Genomic DNA, 16,603 nt, shown 5'->3' on the forward strand with positions numbered 1-16,603 from the left:
AGATTGGAGGCTGGACGTGCTGGCTGGAACTTTTGGCGCGAAGGCATATTCATTCTTCGACACCCTGCTGTGGATTGCATGCCTGAACCTGTTGTGGATTGTGTTCTCACTGGCGGGCCTGGGGGTGTTTGGCGTTGGCCCTGCGACCGCCGCCGCGCAGATCCTGGTGCGCCGTAGGGTCCGGGGCGGGGCCGCCCCGCTGTTTCGTGCGTTCATGAAGGAATTCCGGCGCAACTTTGGTCGCGGAAACGGCCTGGCTGCGCCGGTTATGCTCGCCGGCGCAGCCCTCGCCCTCAACTGGAATTACTTCTCCAGGTCCGGCGACCTTCTGTCGCAGTTGATGGCTGCCGGTGTGTTCGTCGCTGCCATCTTCCTGGTGGCCGTGGTCTGCCATATCTTCCCCATGTTTGCCCGTTATGAGCTGCCGCTCCCGCAATACCTTTTGATGTCCTCGCGGTTTGCCCTCCGCCATCTGGCGGGCACCGCGATCCTGCTTTTTGTGACCGCGGCTGCCCTGTTCGCCAGCCAGGCGTTGCCGGGACTTATCCCGTTCTTCAGCATCGGCGCGTGGTTGTACGTCACCGGGTGGCTGTGCGACCGCTTCTTCTCCGCCAATGACGAATCCGTGGCGGCCGGCGAGGGTGTCGTCGCCGGCGCCGGGCGCGAGACTGCCGGATCCGGGACCGCCGCCGTCGCGGTGGGGGCCCCGATTGCCTGAGCTGCGCGGTGGCGGCCCGTCCTGCGGGCGTGCGGCTATCCGGCCGCGCACGGCTTCCGAAAGGTCTCCGCAGTCGGCAGAAAGTGCCTTTGCGCGGCCATCGAATGAAACGTATCAAAATTGCGCAGATCCGAGGCCGCGAACCAAGCCGCACTCACTAACCATCAACAAACTTACCTAGCCAACCCCCGAAGAAGTGGAAAAGGAAAACACCATGATCCGCAGAAAACTCAGCCTGGCGGCCGCCGTCGTGACCGCCACCGCACTGACCCTCACGGCCTGCAGCGGGGGTGAAGCCCCGGCTGCGGACACCTCGAAGATCAGCCTCATGGCGCCGTTCCTCGAAGCGCAGCCGCCGTCGGCCGACGGCGCCGTGCAGCAGAAGCTCGAGGAGCTCACCGGCAAGGACATCAGCATCACGTGGACGCCGAATGCGTCCTACGAGGACAAGATGAACATCACGCTGGCATCCGCCGAAATTCCCCAGGTCCTGGTGGTCCAGAGCAAGTCGCCCGGGTTCGTCAAGAACGCCGAGGCCGGCGCCTTCTGGGATCTCACCGACAAACTGGACGAGTACCCGAACCTGAAGACCACCTTCCCGGAGGTTGAGCAGAACGCCAGCATCAACGGCAAGGTCTATGGCGTCTTCCGCGCCCGCAACCCCATCCGTGCGGCCGTGATGTTCCGGCAGGACTGGCTGGACAAGCTTGGGCTGAAGGCACCCGAGACCACCGAGGACCTGTACAACGTGGCCAAGGCCTTTACTGAACAGGACCCGGACGGCAACGGCCAGGACGATACCTGGGGCATCACCATCCCCAAGTGGGGCGCCCTGGGCTCCAACAGCCCCTACGACATCATCGAAGAGTGGTACGGCGCCGGCAACCGCTGGACCGAAAAGGACGGGAAGCTGGTCCCGAGCTTCGAAACCGAGGAGTTCCTCGAAGCCAACCGCTTCGTCAAGAAGATGGTGGACGAGAAGCTCATCAACCCTGACTTCGCCACCTTCGACGGCACCAAGTGGAACGAGCCGTTCTTCAACGGCAAGGGCGGCATCATCGTCGACGTCGACTCCCGCGTGAGTGTCCTCATCAACCTTTTCAAGCAGGCCAACCCGAACGACTTCGAGAACAAGGTGGGCTTCGTCGGCAACCTCAAGGGGCCGGACGGCGAACTCCACGCACACCCGACGGACGGCTACTCCGGCTTCCTGGCCATTCCCAAGACCAGCGTCCGGACCGAGGCTGAGCTGAAGAACGTCCTTGAGTTCCTGAACACCATGAACGGCAAGGAAGTGGCAGCCCTCCTGAACAACGGAATCGAGGGCGTGAACTTCACTGTCGAGGACGGAAAGGCCGCCGCCATCAAGCCCGAGACGGCCGAGGGCAAAGCTGTGGCCACGGACATCAAGAGCTACGCGCAGCTGGGCACTAACGTCACCGGAAACAACTTCTACCCCGTCAAGCAGGCCTCCGACTACGAACAGGAAGTCTTCGACAAGCGCGTTGAGGTCATGGCGGGTGACCTGAAGAGCGCCGTCTACAACCCGGCCGCGGCGTTCGTATCACCCACCTACGTTGCCAAGGGCGCGCAGCTGGACAACATCGTGGCGGACGCTCGCATCAAGTACCTGGCCGGCCAGATCGATGAGCAGGGCCTGAAAGACGCCATCAAGCTGTGGAAGTCCAGCGGCGGGGACAAAGTCCAGGAAGAGATCAACAAGCTTTGGCAGGACAGCAAGTGACAGCGTCCGCAGTTGACGTCAAAGCCCCGGAGCAGGCACCGCCACCCGCGCCTGCCCCGGGGCGGCGACGCCGCTTCGCCGTCCACTTCGCTCACTACAAGTGGCTCTATCTCCTGCTGCTGCCGGGCGTGGTCTACTTCGCGGTGTTCCGGTACGCCCCGATGTACGGGGTGTCCATCGCGTTCAAGGACTATGTCCCGTTCCTGGGCGTGAACGGCAGCCCGTGGGTTGGCTTCCAGCATTTCCAGGATTTCTTCAGCAACCCGGACTTCGGCCGGCTGCTGGGCAACACCCTGATCCTCGCGTTCCTCAGCCTGGGGATCGCGTTCCCGCTGACCATCGTCCTGGCTTTGCTGCTGAACGAGGTCCGCCTGTCCATCCTCAAACGCACGGTCCAGACGCTCGTGTACATCCCGCACTTCCTGTCCTGGACCATTGTGGCGTCGCTGAGCTTCCTGTTGTTCGCCCTGGATTTCGGGCCGTTGTTCCTGTTCATCAACAACGTGCTGGGCACGGACATCGATTTCCTGTCCGACCCGGCCTGGTTCCGGCCGCTGATTGTGCTGCAGGAGATCTGGAAGAACACCGGCTGGGGAACCATCATCTTCCTCGCTGCCCTGGCCACCGTGGACCAGGACCAGTACGAGGCCGCCATCATTGACGGCGCCGGCAGGTTCCGCCGGGTCTGGCACATCACGCTGCCCGGGATCCGCTCCACCATCATCGTGATGCTCATCCTGGCGATCGGGCAGATGCTGAACACCGGCTTCGAGCAGATCTACCTCATGACCAACGCCCTCAACCGGTCCGTGGCAGACGTCTTTGACACCTACGTGTACTTCGTGGGCATCACCCAGGGCGCCTACAGCTACTCCACAGCGGTGGGTCTGTTCAAGTCCCTGGTGGGCATCGTGCTGATCTTCGGCACCAACGCCCTGGCCAAGCGGTTCAACCAGAGCGGACTGTTCTAATGAAGATCCACAACACCACCGGCGGCCGGATTTTCGACGCCGCCAACTACGTCTTCCTGACCGTGATCGGCGTCCTGACGCTGCTGCCGTTCGTCTACGTCTTCGCCGGCTCCTTCGCCACTGAGGCCGAGATCACCCGGCGGGCCTTCTTCGTCTGGCCGGAGCAGTTCAGCCTGGGCGCCTACGAGTACATCTTCTCGACCCCCGCGTTCATCCGCGCCCTGGTTACCACGGTGCTCGTCACCGTGGTGGGCACGGTGGTGCAGCTGATCCTGACGGTCACCATGGCCTACCCGCTGGCCAAACGGAACCTCCGCGGCCGCCAGCTGATCCTGTCCCTGGTGGTCTTCGCCATGGTGTTCTCCGGCGGCATGATCCCCACGTTCCTGCTGATCAAGGACCTCGGCCTGCTCAACAGCTACTGGGCGCTCATCCTGCCGGCTGCGATCAACCCGTTCAGCCTGATCATCATCAAGAACTTCTTCCAGGAACTCCCGCAGGAGCTGGAGGAGTCCGCCAAGATGGACGGCGCCACGGAAATCGGGATCCTCTGGCGGATCCTGCTCCCGCTGTCCAAACCGGTGCTGGCCACGTTCGCGCTGTTCTACGCCGTGGGCATCTGGAACGACTTCATGTCACCGCTGCTCTACCTGAGCGACAACTCCAAGTGGACCCTGCAGATGTACCTGCGCCAGGTCACCGCGTCCTCCGACCTGCTCGGCACCGGCAACGTGGACCCGAACTACATCCCGCCGGAACAGGGCATCAAGTTCGCCGTGATCGTGGTGGCCACCCTGCCCATCCTGATCTTCTACCCGTTCCTGCAGAAGCACTTCGCCAAGGGAATGCTGATCGGCTCCGTCAAGGGCTGAGCGGCCGAACCTCAGATGCCCGCCCCCACCAACAGAAAGCACAGCATGAAGATCCTCCTGGCCGGCGACTCGACGGTCGCCACTTGTCCCACCCACGAGTACCCGATGAGCGGCTGGGGCGCGCAGCTTGCCCCGCACGTCCACACCTGGGGTTCCGTCCACAATTTCGCCAAGGGCGGGGCCAGCACCGAGTCCTTCCGGGCCGAAGGGCTGTGGGACATGCTGCTGGAACTGGCCGGCGAGGGCGACCTCGTACTGATCCAGTTCGGCCACAACGACCAAAAGCGTCCGCACCTTGCGGCCAGGACCGGCTACGCGGCGAACCTGCGGACCATGGCCGCCGAGGTCGGGGCCACAGGTGCTCGCGCCGTTCTCTGCACATCGGTGGAGCGGCGCCACTTCCTGGCCGGCGCACTGGCCGGCGCAGCTGCCGCGGCGGGTGCACGGCTGGAACAGAGCCTGGAGGATTACCCCGAGGTTGTCCGGGAGGTCGCGGCGGAGCTTCACGTCCCGCTGATCGACCTCAACAGCTGGACGCGCGGCCTGTACACGCGGCTCGGCGTGGAAGGATCCAAGTCACTGTTCTGCCATTTTGGTCCGGGGGAGCACGCCCGCTGGCCGGACGGGCTGGCGGACAACACGCACTTCCACGTGGACGGTGCCCGGCTGGTGGCGGAGCACGTCGCATCGCGGCTGACATCGCTGGGCCTCGCGGTCGCCGGGGGAATCCGTCAGCATTCCACAGCGGCGTCCGCCTGATGGGAACACCCGGGGAGAACTCCGGCGGCGTGCTGTACAGCAACCCGCTCACCGGGCCGGAGGACGTGGCGGGCTGGATTGCCGAGGGCCCGGTCAGCCTGGCCCGGCATCCGGAAACGCACGACGGCGGCGGGACGCCATCCGCCGCTGACCCGCGGCCGGGGGCGCTGCTGCTGTCCGGGTCAAGGGACGAGGAAGAGTTCGGCGACCACGCCCACTGGACGTTCTGGTGCCCGGTGGAGTTCCCGGACCGCGTCAGGGTGAGCTGGCAGTTCCTGCCTCTCGCGGAGCCGGGGCTGGCCATGGTGTTCTTTGCGGCAGAGGGGCACGGCGGACGGGACCTGTTCTCGGGCGGCCTCGCGCCGCGAACCGGCTTCTACCCGCAGTACCACTCGGGCGACATCGATGCCCTGCACGTCTCCTATTTCCGGCACAAGCACGCGGAGGAGCGGGCCTTCCGGACCTGCAACCTGCGCAAGAGCTCGGGCTTCGAGTTGGTGGCGCAGGCAGCGGACCCGCTGCCGCCCGCGGAGGACGCCCTGGATTTCTATCGGATGGAACTCGTCAAGGACGGGCCGGACGTTGCCTTCTCCATCAACGGCCTGCCTGTGCTCACCTGGCGGGACGGGAGCGGCAACGTGCTGGGCGGCGGCTATCTCGGCTTCCGGCAGATGGCCCCGCTGCGGGCTGCCTACCGGAACCTGGTGGTGCAGGCGCTGTAGTCCTCCCCGAGCGCGAACGGGCACTTGCGGCCCTAAGAGCTGAACAGCTCTGAGCGCGAACGGGCAGATAATGACCCCAAAAAGTAAAAAACAGGTCATTATCTGCCCGTTCGCGCTCAACCGGAGCCACCCACAGACGGGGGCCGTAGTAGCCGTGGTATTCGGACCATGGCCTTCGACCCCGCCCTGGCACGGTTGCTTTTCAACACGGACAGGTTCACCAGGGGTCCGCCGGTTTGCGCCAATCAGCTCGGGTCTGCTTTGCCCTCTTGTGGGCCCTTGTTTTGTCAGTATGCTTACCACTAACGGGGGCTTGTCCATGTGGCGATTGGGAAGAGATGCGGATCCGTTCAATTCTCGGGCTGTTAAGTGCGACAAGGCTCGCCGTCGGCGCGGTGCACGTTGCACCAGTGTCCACATCCCAGCGCGGCATGCGCACCGAGCGTAGCAATCGCGTTCATAGCCGCCACTTCCCGGCTGGACTTCTTGTGCTTCTAGCGGTCCTCACCGTCGCTCTTTCCGCATGTACCCCCGAGCCTTCAGCGGATGCCCTGGAAGGACCGGCGAAGTCCGTCTCAGCAGCTGTGCAGGCCACCATCCTCGCGGTGGAGCTCCGCAACACTGACCGCACAACGGCGGCCGCCGGCACCACTGTTGCCGACGACATGCTGGGCGAAGTCGAGTCAGCCATCGATGAGGTCGAGGGCCTGGCGGTAGCTACAGACGATGACCAGATACTCCGCGACGACATGGTGGCGACCTTCTCCACCGTGTCCCGCTCAATCCTCCACGCCCGTGACGCGCTCACGGCTCCACGCGGGGAACCCGATCTCAGCCAACCAAGGCAATTGCCTGTGGTCCTTGGTGAACTGAAGGAGGCAACGGAGCAACTCGACGCCCTGATGACAAAGGCCGGCATCCAGTGAAGCGGCTCCTCGGTGTTGCGCTCGGCATCCTGACAGCGATCGGGGGCTTTGTTGACATCGGGGATCTGGTGACCAACGCCGTGGTGGGATCGCGATTCGGGCTGTCCCTGGCGTGGGTGGTGGTGGTCGGCGTCGTGGGAATTTGCCTCTTTGCCAACATGTCCGGCAGGGTGGCCGCAGTCTCAGGCAGGGCCACCTTCGAGGTGATTCGTGAGCGGATGGGTCCGCGCGCCGGCCTTGCCAACCTGGGTGCGTCATTTCTGATCAACCTCATGACCGTGACCGCGGAAATTGGTGGCATCGCGCTGGCACTCCAGCTGGCAAGCGGTGTTGCCTACATGCTCTGGGTTCCGTTCGCCTTGCTTGCCGTATGGCTGGTGATCTGGCGGGTGAAGTTCAGCATCATGGAAAACGTCACGGGCCTCATGGGACTGTCCCTTGTGGTCTTTGCCGTGGCACTCTTCCTGCTCAAACCGGACTGGGGCGTTTTGGCAGGCCAGGCCTTCACACCCTCGGTCCCGGCAGAGGAGGGCCCGGGTGTGTATTGGTATTTCGCCATCGCCCTGTTCGGAGCAGCCATGACCCCATACGAGGTGTTCTTCTTTTCCTCAGGCGCGGTTGAAGAACGCTGGAAGGTGAAGGACCTGGTCCAATCCCGGATCAACGTCCTGCTCGGTTTCCCCCTCGGTGGGTTCCTTTCCATAGCGATCGCCGCGTGCGCCGCCGTAGTTCTTCTGCCCGCAGGGATCAGTGTGACAACGCTGTCGCAGGTGGCCCTGCCGGTTGCGCAGGCCGGCGGCCAACTCGCGTTGGCGGTCCTGATCCTGGGAGTCGTGGCCGCGACCTTCGGCGCCGCCCTGGAGACGACACTGTCCAGCGGGTACACGCTGGCACAATTCTTCGGATGGTCGTGGGGCAAGTTCCGCCGCCCAGCTCAGGCAGCGAGGTTTCACATGTCCATGATCGTCGTCCTGCTGGCCGGTATCGCGGTCCTTGCCACAGGCGTGGATCCCATTCTGGTGACCGAATACTCCGTGGTGTTCTCGGCAATCGCGCTTCCGCTGACATACTTGCCAATCCTGATCGTCGCGAACGACCCGCAATACATGGGCAAACACGTCAACAACAGTGCCGTGAACATCGCCGGCCTCGTCTACCTGGTGATCATTCTCGTCGCTTCTCTGGCCGCCATTCCACTGATGATCGCAACAGGAGCCGGGGCATGAGCGCACCCAAGGGCAGAAGGATCCAGTCGCACGAGCTCAAGACCGCGCCGCAACCGGCCGGGCTGGTGCTGGACGCTCAACTCCACCTTCTGGACCGGCAGATGTTGGACGTCGACGGCGTCCCCGTCACCACCGTCGACGACGTCGAGTTGAGCGGGCCGCCATCTGACGAACCGATCCCGGAAGGCGCGCCCACACCACACATCACGGCCCTGCTGACCGGTCCCGTCCTAGGCACGCGGATCTTCGGCGGCAGGCCGCCGTCGAGCAGGCTCATTCGCATCCCCTGGGAAGCCGTGGCCGGAGTCGACACCGTCGTCCAGCTCGGCGTCCGCTCCGATTCGCTCGATGCCTCATGGGTGGAACGATGGCTGCGGAACCACGTGATCGGGAAAATCCCAGGAGGACGCCATGATCCTGACTGACGTCCTGGGCAGCGACGTGGTGAACAGCGACGGTGAGCGGCTCGGCGAGGTCTCGGACCTACGGTTCGCCCTGGACTCCGCCCCGACGCAACTGCTCAGCCAAGCCCGGCTGGTCGGCATCGTAGTCAGCCCGCGAACGGCGTCGTCGTTCCTCGGATACGAACGCCAAGAGATGACTCAGCCGTGGCCGATAGCGCAGCTATTGCGCTGGCGCCACAGAGGATCCTTCTTGGTGCTGTGGGAAGACATCGCCCAGATGGGGTCCCTTCATGTGGTGCTGCGGCCGGGCTTCGCGTCGTACGACGCACGGCTGACACGATAATGCCTACTGGCGGACCTCCTGCGACTGGCGCACGCACGAGGCGAAGCTCAACGACTTCCCGCAGTTCACGTGGAGTTCATGGACATCAGCGTTCAAGGAGTGGACCGATCCTGCCTTCGAGCTTCCGGAGGATGCCGTCGACCGCGACCTGAACGTCGTCCCACTGGTCGGAGTTCGAGCGCGGTTGTTAGCCGGCAGAAGCCCCCGCCGTGCTCTGCCGCACCACCAGTTCGGGAGTGAAGATCACCGCGCGATGATGGGCCCGCACGGACGTGGGACCCATGGCGTCCAGCTCCTCGGCCAGCAGCTCGATGGCTGTCCGCCCGAGCGCTTCCGTGGGCTGCCGGATGGAGGACAGCGGCACCACGGCGGACACGGCAAAGTCGATGTCGTCGTAGCCGATCAGTGCAATGTCTTCGGGGATCCGCAGCGTGTGCATCATGGCGAGTGACTGCATAACGCCCAGGGCCAGCAGGTCGTTGGCGCAGAACACGCCGTCCGGAAGGTCGTCAGCGCTCCGGCGGACCAACTGGTCGCCCACGCCGCGGCCGGCCAGGACCGTCTGCCCGGCGGAATCCAGTACTTCCAGGGAGGCGTCCGGAACCTCGGCGACGGCGCGCTGCGCCCCCTGGAGGCGGTCCGCCACCTGGCGTATCGACGTCGGGCCTCCCACAAAGGCGAGCCGACGGCGGCCGATGTCCAGCAGGTGCCGCGCCGCAAGGTAACCGCCGGCGTCGTCGTCAACGGAGACGGAACTGTACTTCGCCTCGTCGGCCAGCCGGTCCACCAGGACGGTGGGCACGCCGCGTTCGCGCAGCTGGTCCAGGCGCTCAGTGACATCGCCCACCGGCGAGATGAGCAGGCCCTGGACCCGCTGCTCCTGGAAGAGGTCGATGTAGTTCGATTCCCTGCTGGCGTCGTGCCCGCTGTCCCCGAGCAGGACGGCGCTGCCTTGCAGGGCGGCGGCGTCCTCAGCGGCGCGGACCACGGAGGTGAAGAAGGGGTTGCCCACGTCCAGGACGATCAGGCCGATGGTGCGGCTGTGCCCGGCCCGGAGCTGGCGGGCCGCATCGTTGCGGATAAAGCCGAGCTCGTCGATGGCCTGCAGCACCCGGTCCTTGGTCCGCTGCGAAACGCGGTCCGGATAGTTCAGGACGTTGGAAACTGTTCCCACTGCCACGCGGGCATGGTTCGCAACATCCTTGATGCTGGCTGACCGTGACATCTTTCTCCAAGCTCTCTCATGCGGGACGGCGGGCAACCGCCTGGACCAGACCCCTGACCAATTGTCCTTGCCAGGACGGCGTTCGGGGGCGACGAAACGGCCCAGCCAGCAGATAAATGGTTTTCATCCGCTGCTAAATGCTTGACACCCACTTGACTTCAAGAGTACTTTGAATCGTAACAATGAAACGATTCAAAGAATCGGAAATTCAGGAGAGTCGCAGATGAGGGTGTGTTTTCGCTCCTCAGTCCAACCCGGACTGATCGATGAGTACAGGCGCCGGCACGCCGCCGTCTGGCCGGAGATGCTCCGTGCGCTCAAGGACGCGGGCTGGCACAACTATTCGCTCTTCCTGGGCGGGGACGGACTGCTGGTGGGTTACGTGGAGTGCGACGACTTCGACGCCGTGCGGGCACGGATGGCACTGACCGACGTCAACGCCCGCTGGCAGGCGGAGATGGCCAAGCTCTTCGACGACACGGAGCAGGCACCCGACGAGGGGTTCCAGGTCCTTGAGGAAGTCTTCAACCTGGACGACCAGCTGGCCACGGCCAGCGCCCCGGACTAGCCGCCGTCCCAGAGTAGCCACCGTTGCGGACGGCTGGGCGTCACGGGCCGCGGGACACACGGCATGCCGCCGACACGGGAGTCGGCACACAACAGACAAACGCACTACGAGAGACCGGAAGAACCATCATGAATGACGTAGCAACGGCGCTGGGCAGGCTCGGGGAGCTTGCCATTGAAGTACCCTCCTGGGCGTATGGCAATTCGGGCACGCGTTTCAAGGTGTTCGGCACGCCGGGCACTCCCCGGACCGTGCAGGAGAAGATCGCGGACGCCGCCAAGGTGCACGAACTGACGGGCCTGGCTCCCACGGTTGCCCTGCATATTCCGTGGGACAAGGTGGATGACTACGCCGCACTGAAGGACTACGCTGCGGGCCTGGGCGTGGGCCTGGGCACGATCAACTCGAACACATTCCAGGATGATGAGTACAAGTTCGGTTCGCTGACGTCCTCCAACGAGTCCGTGCGCCGCCGGGCGGTGGAGCACCACTTCGAGTGCATCGACATCATGTATGCCACCGGTTCGCGGGACCTGAAGATCTGGCTGGCGGACGGCACCAATTACCCGGGCCAGGATGACATCCGGGGCCGGCAGGATCGTCTGGCGGAGTCGCTGCAGGAGATTTACGCCCGGTTGGGCGAGGACCAGCGCCTGGTGCTGGAGTACAAGTTCTTCGAGCCGGCTTTCTATCACACGGACGTTCCGGACTGGGGCACCTCCTATGCGCAGACCCTGGCGCTGGGCGAGAAGGCGTTCGTCTGCCTGGACACCGGCCACCATGCCCCGGGCACCAACATCGAGTTCATTGTGATGCAGCTGCTGCGCCTGGGCAAGCTGGGTTCCTTCGACTTCAACTCGCGCTTCTATGCCGATGACGACCTGATCGTGGGCGCAGCTGATCCGTTCCAGTTGTTCCGGATCATGTACGAGGTGATCCGCGGCGGCGGCTTCGGCAAGGGTTCCGGCGTGGCGCTCATGCTGGACCAGTGCCACAACCTGGAGGAGAAGATCCCGGGCCAGATCCGCTCCGTGCTCAACGTCCAGGAGATGACCGCGCGTGCCCTCATGGTGGACACCGCGGCGCTGGGCGAGGCCCAACGGTCCGGTGACGTTCTGGCCGCGAACGCGGTCTTCAATGACGCCTTCTACACGGACGTCCGCCCGGTCCTGGCCGCATGGCGAGAATCCCGCGGCCTGCCCGCGGACCCGATGGCCGCGTTCAAGGCCAGCGGTTACCAGAAACAGATCAATGAGGACCGCGTGGGCGGCCAGCAAGCCGGATGGGGCGCATAAGAGCATGAGCAACACGAACAAGACTGTTGAAGACCTGATTGCCCGTTCCAACCGCCTGGGCGCGGACAAGCGGAACACCAACTTCGCCGGCGGCAACACCTCGGCCAAGGGCACGGAGAAGGACCCGGTAACGGGCGAGGACGTCCAGTTGCTCTGGGTGAAGGGTTCCGGCGGGGACCTCGGCACGCTGAAGCCGGGAAACCTTGCCGTGCTCCGCCTGGACCGGCTCAACGCCCTGAAGAACGTCTACCCCGGGGTGGACCGCGAAGACGAGATGGTGGCCGCTTTTGATTTCTGCCTGCACGGCAAGGGCGGCGCGGCACCCTCGATCGACACTGCCATGCACGGGCTCGTGGACGCCGCGCACGTGGACCATCTGCACCCGGACTCCGGGATCGCCATTGCCACCGCGGTGGACGGCGAGGCCCTGACCAGCAAGATCTTCGGCAACAAGGTGGTCTGGGTGCCCTGGCGCCGGCCCGGGTTCCAGCTCGGCCTGGACATCGCCGCGATCAAGGACGCCAACCCGCAGGCCGTCGGCACCATCCTGGGCGGCCACGGCATCACCGCCTGGGGCGCCACGTCCGAAGAAGCAGAACAGAACTCGCTGTGGATCATCGACCAGGCCGAGAAGTTCATCGCCGAGAACGGACGCGCTGAGCCGTTCGGGCCGAAGCTGCCCGGTTACGGGGCGCTGCCGGAAGCCGAGCGCCGGGCCAAGGCCGCCGCGCTGGCGCCGGTGATCCGCGGTCTGGCGTCCACGGACAAACCGGTCCTGGGGCACTTCAGTGATGACGCCGTCGTCCTGGACTTCCTGGCAGCCGCGGAGCACCCGCGCCTCGGCGCGCTGGGCACGTCCTGCCCGGACCACTTCCTGCGCACCAAGGTCAAGCCGCTGATCCTGGACCTGCCGGCCGACGCTTCGATCGAGGCCTCGATTGCCCGGCTGCAGGAAATCCACGCCGACTACCGCGAGGACTACCAGGGGTACTACGACCGGCACGCCACTCCGGAATCCCCGGCGCTGCGCGGCGCGGACCCGGCCATCGTGCTGGTCCCGGGCGTGGGGATGTTCTCCTTCGGCGCCAACAAGCAGACCGCCCGCGTTGCCGGGGAGTTCTACCTGAACGCGATCAACGTGATGCGCGGTGCCGAGGCGATCTCCACCTACGCCCCGATCGAGGAATCCGAAAAGTTCCGGATCGAGTACTGGTCCCTCGAGGAAGCCAAGCTGGCCCGCCTGCCCAAGCCCAAGTCGCACGCCACCCGCATCGCGCTGGTGACCGGCGCGGCCTCGGGCATCGGCAAGGCCATCGCCACCCGCCTCGCCGCTGAAGGCTCCTGCGTGGTCATCGCGGACCTGAACCTCCAGAACGCGCAGGCCGTCGCCGCCGAGCTCGGCGGACCGGACGTGGCCATCGGCGTCCAGGCGGACGTGACCGACGAAGCGCAGATCGCCGCGGCCATCCAGGAAGCGGTGCTGGCCTTCGGCGGCCTGGACCTGGTGGTCAACAACGCCGGGCTGTCCATTTCCAAGCCGCTGCTGGAGACCACGGAGAAGGACTGGGACCTCCAGCACAACGTCATGGCCAAGGGCTCCTTCCTCGTGGCCAAGGCCGCGGCGAAGGTCATGATCGACCAGGACATGGGCGGGGACATCATCTACATCTCCTCCAAGAACTCCGTGTTCGCCGGCCCGAACAACATCGCCTACTCCGCCACCAAGGCAGACCAGGCCCACCAGGTCCGGCTGCTCGCGGCTGAACTGGGCGAATACGGCATCCGCGTCAACGGCATCAACCCCGACGGCGTGGTCCGCGGCTCCGGGATCTTCGCCGGCGGCTGGGGCGCCAAGCGCGCCGCGGTCTACGGCGTGGACGAGCAGGAACTGGGCAAGTACTACGCCCAGCGCACCCTGCTCAAGCGCGAGGTCCTGCCCGAACACGTGGCCAACGCCGCCGCCGTGCTCACCAGCGCCGAACTGTCCCACACCACCGGCCTCCACATCCCCGTGGACGCCGGCGTCGCCGCCGCCTTCCTCCGGTGAGTAACTTGCCAGGAACCGGTATCGACGGCGGCATGTTCGCCGCTGTCGATATCGGCGCCTCCTCCGGACGGGTCATCCTGGGACGGATGAGTGACAAGGGAACCACCGGGGAACACGGCGTTGAGCTGGAAACCGTGCACCGCTTTCCCAACGGTGTGGTGGAGTCCGACGGCGGCCTCCGCTGGGACTTCGACGCCCTGTTCGCCGAGGTCCTCGCCGGGCTCGCTGCCGCGGCCCGCGTCGCCGGGGAGCGCGGCGAAACGATCAGCAGCATCGGGATCGACACCTGGGCGGTGGACTACGGCCTGGTCAACACCGCGGGAGAGATGACGGCGCAGCCGTTCAGCTACCGCGATGACCGCAGCCGCGCCGCCGTCGCCCAGGTCCACCAAAAACTGGACCCGGCCCGGCTCTATGCCACCACCGGGCTGCAGTTCCTGCAGTTCAACACGATCTACCAGCTGGCCAGCGAACCGGACCTGAACGGTGTCCAGGCCCTGCTCATCCCGGACCTGATCGCGTTCCTGCTGACCGGGGTCCGCCGCACCGAAGCCACCAACGCCTCCACCACCGGGCTGTTCGACGCGGTCGCGGGGGAGTGGGCCACCGAGTTCTTCGCCGCGCTGGACCTACCAAAAAAGCTCTTCCCGCCGCTGATCCAGCCCGGCGAAACCGTTGGCACCCTGCTGCCCGGCATCGCCGCGCGCACCGGACTTGCCCGGGCAACGAAAGTGGTGGCCGTCGGCTCGCACGACACCGCGTCCGCCGTCGCCGCCGTACCCGCCGAAGCGACAGGCGCCACGGCAACAGGCGCCGCGCCGGGACAAGCTCAAGCGGGGAACTTCGCGTACATTTCCTCCGGCACCTGGTCCCTCGTCGGCGTCGAGCTCCCCAAACCGGTGCTCACCGTGGCCAGCCGGCAGGCGAATTTCACCAACGAACGCGGTGTGGACGGCACCATCCGGTACCTCCGCAACGTCGGCGGGCTCTGGCTGCTCAGCGAATGCCAGCGCACCTGGGCCCAGCAGGGATACACGGCGACACTGGACGAACTGCTCACGGCCGCCGCCGCGCTGCCGTTCGGCGGGCCCCAGACCAACGCCGATGACCCGTACTTCATCGCCCCGGACAATATGCCCGAACGGATCCGGGCAGCCGTCCGGAACACCGGAGCCGTCCTCACCGACCACCCGGCCGCCATCACAAGGTGCATCCTGGACAGCCTCGCCGCAGGCTACGCCCGGACCATCGCCGACGCCGAACGCCTCGCAGACGTGCCCGTGGACGTGGTGCACATCGTGGGCGGCGGCTCGCAGAACCGGCTCCTGTGCCAGCTCACCGCCGACGCCACCGGAAAACGCGTCATCGCCGGACCGGTCGAGGCCACCGCGCTCGGCAACGTCCTGGTCCAGGCCCGGGCCGCAGGCGTGGTCTCCGGCGGCCTCGCCGAGTTGCGGGCACTGGTGCGCGGGTCGCAGGCCTTGCGAAGCTACCAGGCGGCGCTGGTCTGAGTGGCGGGGTGGCGCGTCCGCCAACGTCATCTCCAGTCGCGCTGGTACGCAGTCCTCAACGTGGCGTCGTGACGGTTGATCCTGCCTTGCGCCCTTGAGAAGATACAACATCCTACCTATCGGCCCGCTTCACAGAACCGGAATCCCCATGCCCCTCTTCGACCTACCGCTTGAGCAGCTCCGAAACTACACGTCCGGCATCACGGCCCCGGCGGATCTTGATGCCTTCTGGGACCGCACCATCAGCGAGGCCCGGGAGTACCCGCTGGACGCCGTTTTCGAACCGGTGGACAACTACCTGACGGTAATCGACACCTTCGATGTCACGTTTGCCGGCTTCGGCGGTTCCCCGGTGAAGGGCTGGCTGCACCTGCCGGCGAACCGGCCGGCGGACGAGCCGCTTCCCGTCGTCGTGCAGTACGTGGGCTATTCCGGCGGGCGCGGCCTGTCCAACCAGGACACCAAGTGGGCGCAGGCCGGTTACGCGCACTTCATCATGGACACCCGCGGGCAGGGTTACGGCGGAATTCTGGGACACACCGCAGACCCGCACCCCTCAGCGGGCGACGTGGCGCATGCGGGGCTGATGACCCGCGGCGTCGGAAGCCGCGAGGACTACTACTACCGGCGGGTCTATGTGGATGCCTTCCGTGCGGTGGAGGCCGCCCAGGCACACCCCGCCGTCGACGCCTCGCGGGTTGTGGTGGCGGGCGTCAGCCAGGGCGGCGGCATCACTGTTGCGGTGGCCGGGCTCGCGGCCGGAAGGCTCGACGGCGTGATCGCCGCCCTGCCGGATGTGCCCTTCCTGCAGGACTTCCCCCGTTCCATCGACATCGCACCACGCGGGCCGTATCCCGAAATTGCCGCCTTCCTGGCCCGCCACCGGGAGCGTTACGAGCCCATCCTCGCTGTGCTGAACTACTTCGACGGCGTCAACCTGGGCCGGGCGGCAACGGCGCCGGCGCTGTTCTCGGCAGCGCAGATGGACGATATCTGCCCGCCATCCACGGTCTTTGCCAGCTTCAATTCCTACGGAACGAAACCGGCAAGCGCCAGGCCGGCGGGAACGGGAGGCGTTCCGGCCAAGGACATCGAGGTGTATCGGTTCAACAACCATGAGGGCGGCCAGGAACACCAGTGGAACCGCCAACTGCAGTACCTGCGCAAGCTGCTCGGCTGAGGTCATGCTTTCCCCGCCCGCCCAACTAGGTAGCAGCAGGTGTCGTTTTGGCGGCTCAAAACGACACCTGCTGCTACCTAGTTGGGTGAGGA

Annotated in this window: 16 protein-coding genes; 15 read left to right on the plus strand and 1 reads right to left on the minus strand. The window is 65.5% G+C overall.

The window, feature by feature from the left end:
* Nucleotides 1-16: 16 nt before the first annotated feature.
* The 10 genes from AC1DRE_RS08675 to AC1DRE_RS08720 all read left to right on the plus strand — a co-directional run bounded on the left by AC1DRE_RS08675 (nt 17) and on the right by AC1DRE_RS08720 (nt 8,685).
* Nucleotides 17-718, plus strand: coding sequence for a YesL family protein (locus AC1DRE_RS08675; RefSeq protein ID WP_476984247.1), 702 nt, complete (start codon nt 17-19; stop codon nt 716-718).
* Nucleotides 719-932: 214 nt separating this feature from the next.
* The gene (locus tag AC1DRE_RS08680; protein ID WP_476984248.1) at nt 933-2,462 is read left to right on the plus strand and encodes an extracellular solute-binding protein; all 1,530 of its coding nucleotides are present in this window, start codon (nt 933-935) and stop codon (nt 2,460-2,462) included.
* Nucleotides 2,459-3,433 (plus strand): ABC transporter permease, encoded by a 975-nt coding sequence (locus AC1DRE_RS08685; RefSeq protein WP_476984249.1) that lies wholly within the window; start codon nt 2,459-2,461, stop codon nt 3,431-3,433. Before AC1DRE_RS08680 ends, AC1DRE_RS08685 begins: the two co-directional genes overlap by 4 nt.
* The gene (locus AC1DRE_RS08690) at nt 3,433-4,305 is read left to right on the plus strand and encodes a carbohydrate ABC transporter permease (protein WP_364124946.1); all 873 of its coding nucleotides are present in this window, start codon (nt 3,433-3,435) and stop codon (nt 4,303-4,305) included. Before AC1DRE_RS08685 ends, AC1DRE_RS08690 begins: the two co-directional genes overlap by 1 nt.
* Nucleotides 4,306-4,350: 45 nt before the next feature.
* Nucleotides 4,351-5,064 (plus strand): rhamnogalacturonan acetylesterase, encoded by a 714-nt coding sequence (locus tag AC1DRE_RS08695; protein ID WP_476984250.1) that lies wholly within the window; start codon nt 4,351-4,353, stop codon nt 5,062-5,064.
* Nucleotides 5,064-5,786, plus strand: coding sequence for a DUF1961 family protein (locus AC1DRE_RS08700; protein ID WP_476984251.1), 723 nt, complete (start codon nt 5,064-5,066; stop codon nt 5,784-5,786). Before AC1DRE_RS08695 ends, AC1DRE_RS08700 begins: the two co-directional genes overlap by 1 nt.
* Nucleotides 5,787-6,274: 488 nt before the next feature.
* Entirely contained in the window at nt 6,275-6,712 is a 438-nt protein-coding gene (locus AC1DRE_RS08705) for a hypothetical protein (protein ID WP_476984252.1), read from the plus strand.
* Nucleotides 6,709-7,938, plus strand: coding sequence for an NRAMP family divalent metal transporter (locus AC1DRE_RS08710; RefSeq protein WP_476984253.1), 1,230 nt, complete (start codon nt 6,709-6,711; stop codon nt 7,936-7,938). Before AC1DRE_RS08705 ends, AC1DRE_RS08710 begins: the two co-directional genes overlap by 4 nt.
* Nucleotides 7,935-8,363 (plus strand): hypothetical protein, encoded by a 429-nt coding sequence (locus tag AC1DRE_RS08715; RefSeq protein WP_476984254.1) that lies wholly within the window; start codon nt 7,935-7,937, stop codon nt 8,361-8,363. The genes AC1DRE_RS08710 and AC1DRE_RS08715 overlap by 4 nt, the downstream gene beginning before the upstream one ends.
* Nucleotides 8,350-8,685 (plus strand): PRC-barrel domain-containing protein, encoded by a 336-nt coding sequence (locus tag AC1DRE_RS08720; RefSeq protein WP_476984255.1) that lies wholly within the window; start codon nt 8,350-8,352, stop codon nt 8,683-8,685. The genes AC1DRE_RS08715 and AC1DRE_RS08720 overlap by 14 nt, the downstream gene beginning before the upstream one ends.
* Before the next feature lie 187 nt (nt 8,686-8,872).
* Here the strand turns inward: AC1DRE_RS08720 and AC1DRE_RS08725 are convergent, their stop codons facing one another.
* Complete coding sequence (locus tag AC1DRE_RS08725; protein WP_476984256.1) at nt 8,873-9,910, minus strand: LacI family DNA-binding transcriptional regulator; 1,038 nt, start codon at nt 9,908-9,910, stop codon at nt 8,873-8,875.
* Between the two features lie 223 nt (nt 9,911-10,133).
* Between AC1DRE_RS08725 and AC1DRE_RS08730 the strand changes: the two genes are divergently transcribed.
* The 5 genes from AC1DRE_RS08730 to AC1DRE_RS08750 all read left to right on the plus strand — a co-directional run bounded on the left by AC1DRE_RS08730 (nt 10,134) and on the right by AC1DRE_RS08750 (nt 16,511).
* Nucleotides 10,134-10,478: an L-rhamnose mutarotase gene (locus tag AC1DRE_RS08730; protein WP_476984257.1), complete on the plus strand. Its 345-nt coding sequence runs from the start codon at nt 10,134-10,136 to the stop codon at nt 10,476-10,478.
* A 128-nt stretch (nt 10,479-10,606) separates the two neighbouring features.
* Nucleotides 10,607-11,773 (plus strand): L-rhamnose isomerase, encoded by a 1,167-nt coding sequence (gene rhaI, locus AC1DRE_RS08735; RefSeq protein ID WP_476984258.1) that lies wholly within the window; start codon nt 10,607-10,609, stop codon nt 11,771-11,773.
* Between the two features lie 4 nt (nt 11,774-11,777).
* Nucleotides 11,778-13,820: a bifunctional aldolase/short-chain dehydrogenase gene (locus AC1DRE_RS08740; RefSeq protein ID WP_476984259.1), complete on the plus strand. Its 2,043-nt coding sequence runs from the start codon at nt 11,778-11,780 to the stop codon at nt 13,818-13,820.
* Nucleotides 13,821-13,852: 32 nt separating this feature from the next.
* Nucleotides 13,853-15,331, plus strand: a complete 1,479-nt coding sequence (locus AC1DRE_RS08745; protein ID WP_476984562.1) for a rhamnulokinase — start codon at nt 13,853-13,855, stop codon at nt 15,329-15,331.
* 148 nt (nt 15,332-15,479) lie between these two features.
* Nucleotides 15,480-16,511 carry an acetylxylan esterase gene (locus AC1DRE_RS08750; RefSeq protein ID WP_476984260.1) on the plus strand — a complete coding sequence of 344 codons (1,032 nt, stop codon included), beginning with the start codon at nt 15,480-15,482 and terminating at the stop codon, nt 16,509-16,511.
* Nucleotides 16,512-16,603 lie beyond the last annotated feature (92 nt).

The organism is Arthrobacter sp. P4_H3 (assembly GCF_056400885.1).

Excerpts from the sequence above, each read along its gene's own strand:
- AC1DRE_RS08725 (WP_476984256.1), bottom strand. The coding sequence starts at position 9,910 with ATGTCACGGTCAGCCAGCATCAAGGATGTTGCGAACCATGCCCGCGTG.
- AC1DRE_RS08690 (WP_364124946.1), top strand. The coding sequence starts at position 3,433 with ATGAAGATCCACAACACCACCGGCGGCCGGATTTTCGACGCCGCCAAC.
- rhaI (WP_476984258.1), top strand. The coding sequence starts at position 10,607 with ATGAATGACGTAGCAACGGCGCTGGGCAGGCTCGGGGAGCTTGCCATT.
- AC1DRE_RS08715 (WP_476984254.1), top strand. The coding sequence starts at position 7,935 with ATGAGCGCACCCAAGGGCAGAAGGATCCAGTCGCACGAGCTCAAGACC.
- AC1DRE_RS08695 (WP_476984250.1), top strand. The coding sequence starts at position 4,351 with ATGAAGATCCTCCTGGCCGGCGACTCGACGGTCGCCACTTGTCCCACC.
- AC1DRE_RS08750 (WP_476984260.1), top strand. The coding sequence starts at position 15,480 with ATGCCCCTCTTCGACCTACCGCTTGAGCAGCTCCGAAACTACACGTCC.
- AC1DRE_RS08680 (WP_476984248.1), top strand. The coding sequence starts at position 933 with ATGATCCGCAGAAAACTCAGCCTGGCGGCCGCCGTCGTGACCGCCACC.
- AC1DRE_RS08720 (WP_476984255.1), top strand. The coding sequence starts at position 8,350 with ATGATCCTGACTGACGTCCTGGGCAGCGACGTGGTGAACAGCGACGGT.
- AC1DRE_RS08745 (WP_476984562.1), top strand. The coding sequence starts at position 13,853 with ATGTTCGCCGCTGTCGATATCGGCGCCTCCTCCGGACGGGTCATCCTG.
- AC1DRE_RS08740 (WP_476984259.1), top strand. The coding sequence starts at position 11,778 with ATGAGCAACACGAACAAGACTGTTGAAGACCTGATTGCCCGTTCCAAC.
- AC1DRE_RS08730 (WP_476984257.1), top strand. The coding sequence starts at position 10,134 with ATGAGGGTGTGTTTTCGCTCCTCAGTCCAACCCGGACTGATCGATGAG.
- AC1DRE_RS08700 (WP_476984251.1), top strand. The coding sequence starts at position 5,064 with ATGGGAACACCCGGGGAGAACTCCGGCGGCGTGCTGTACAGCAACCCG.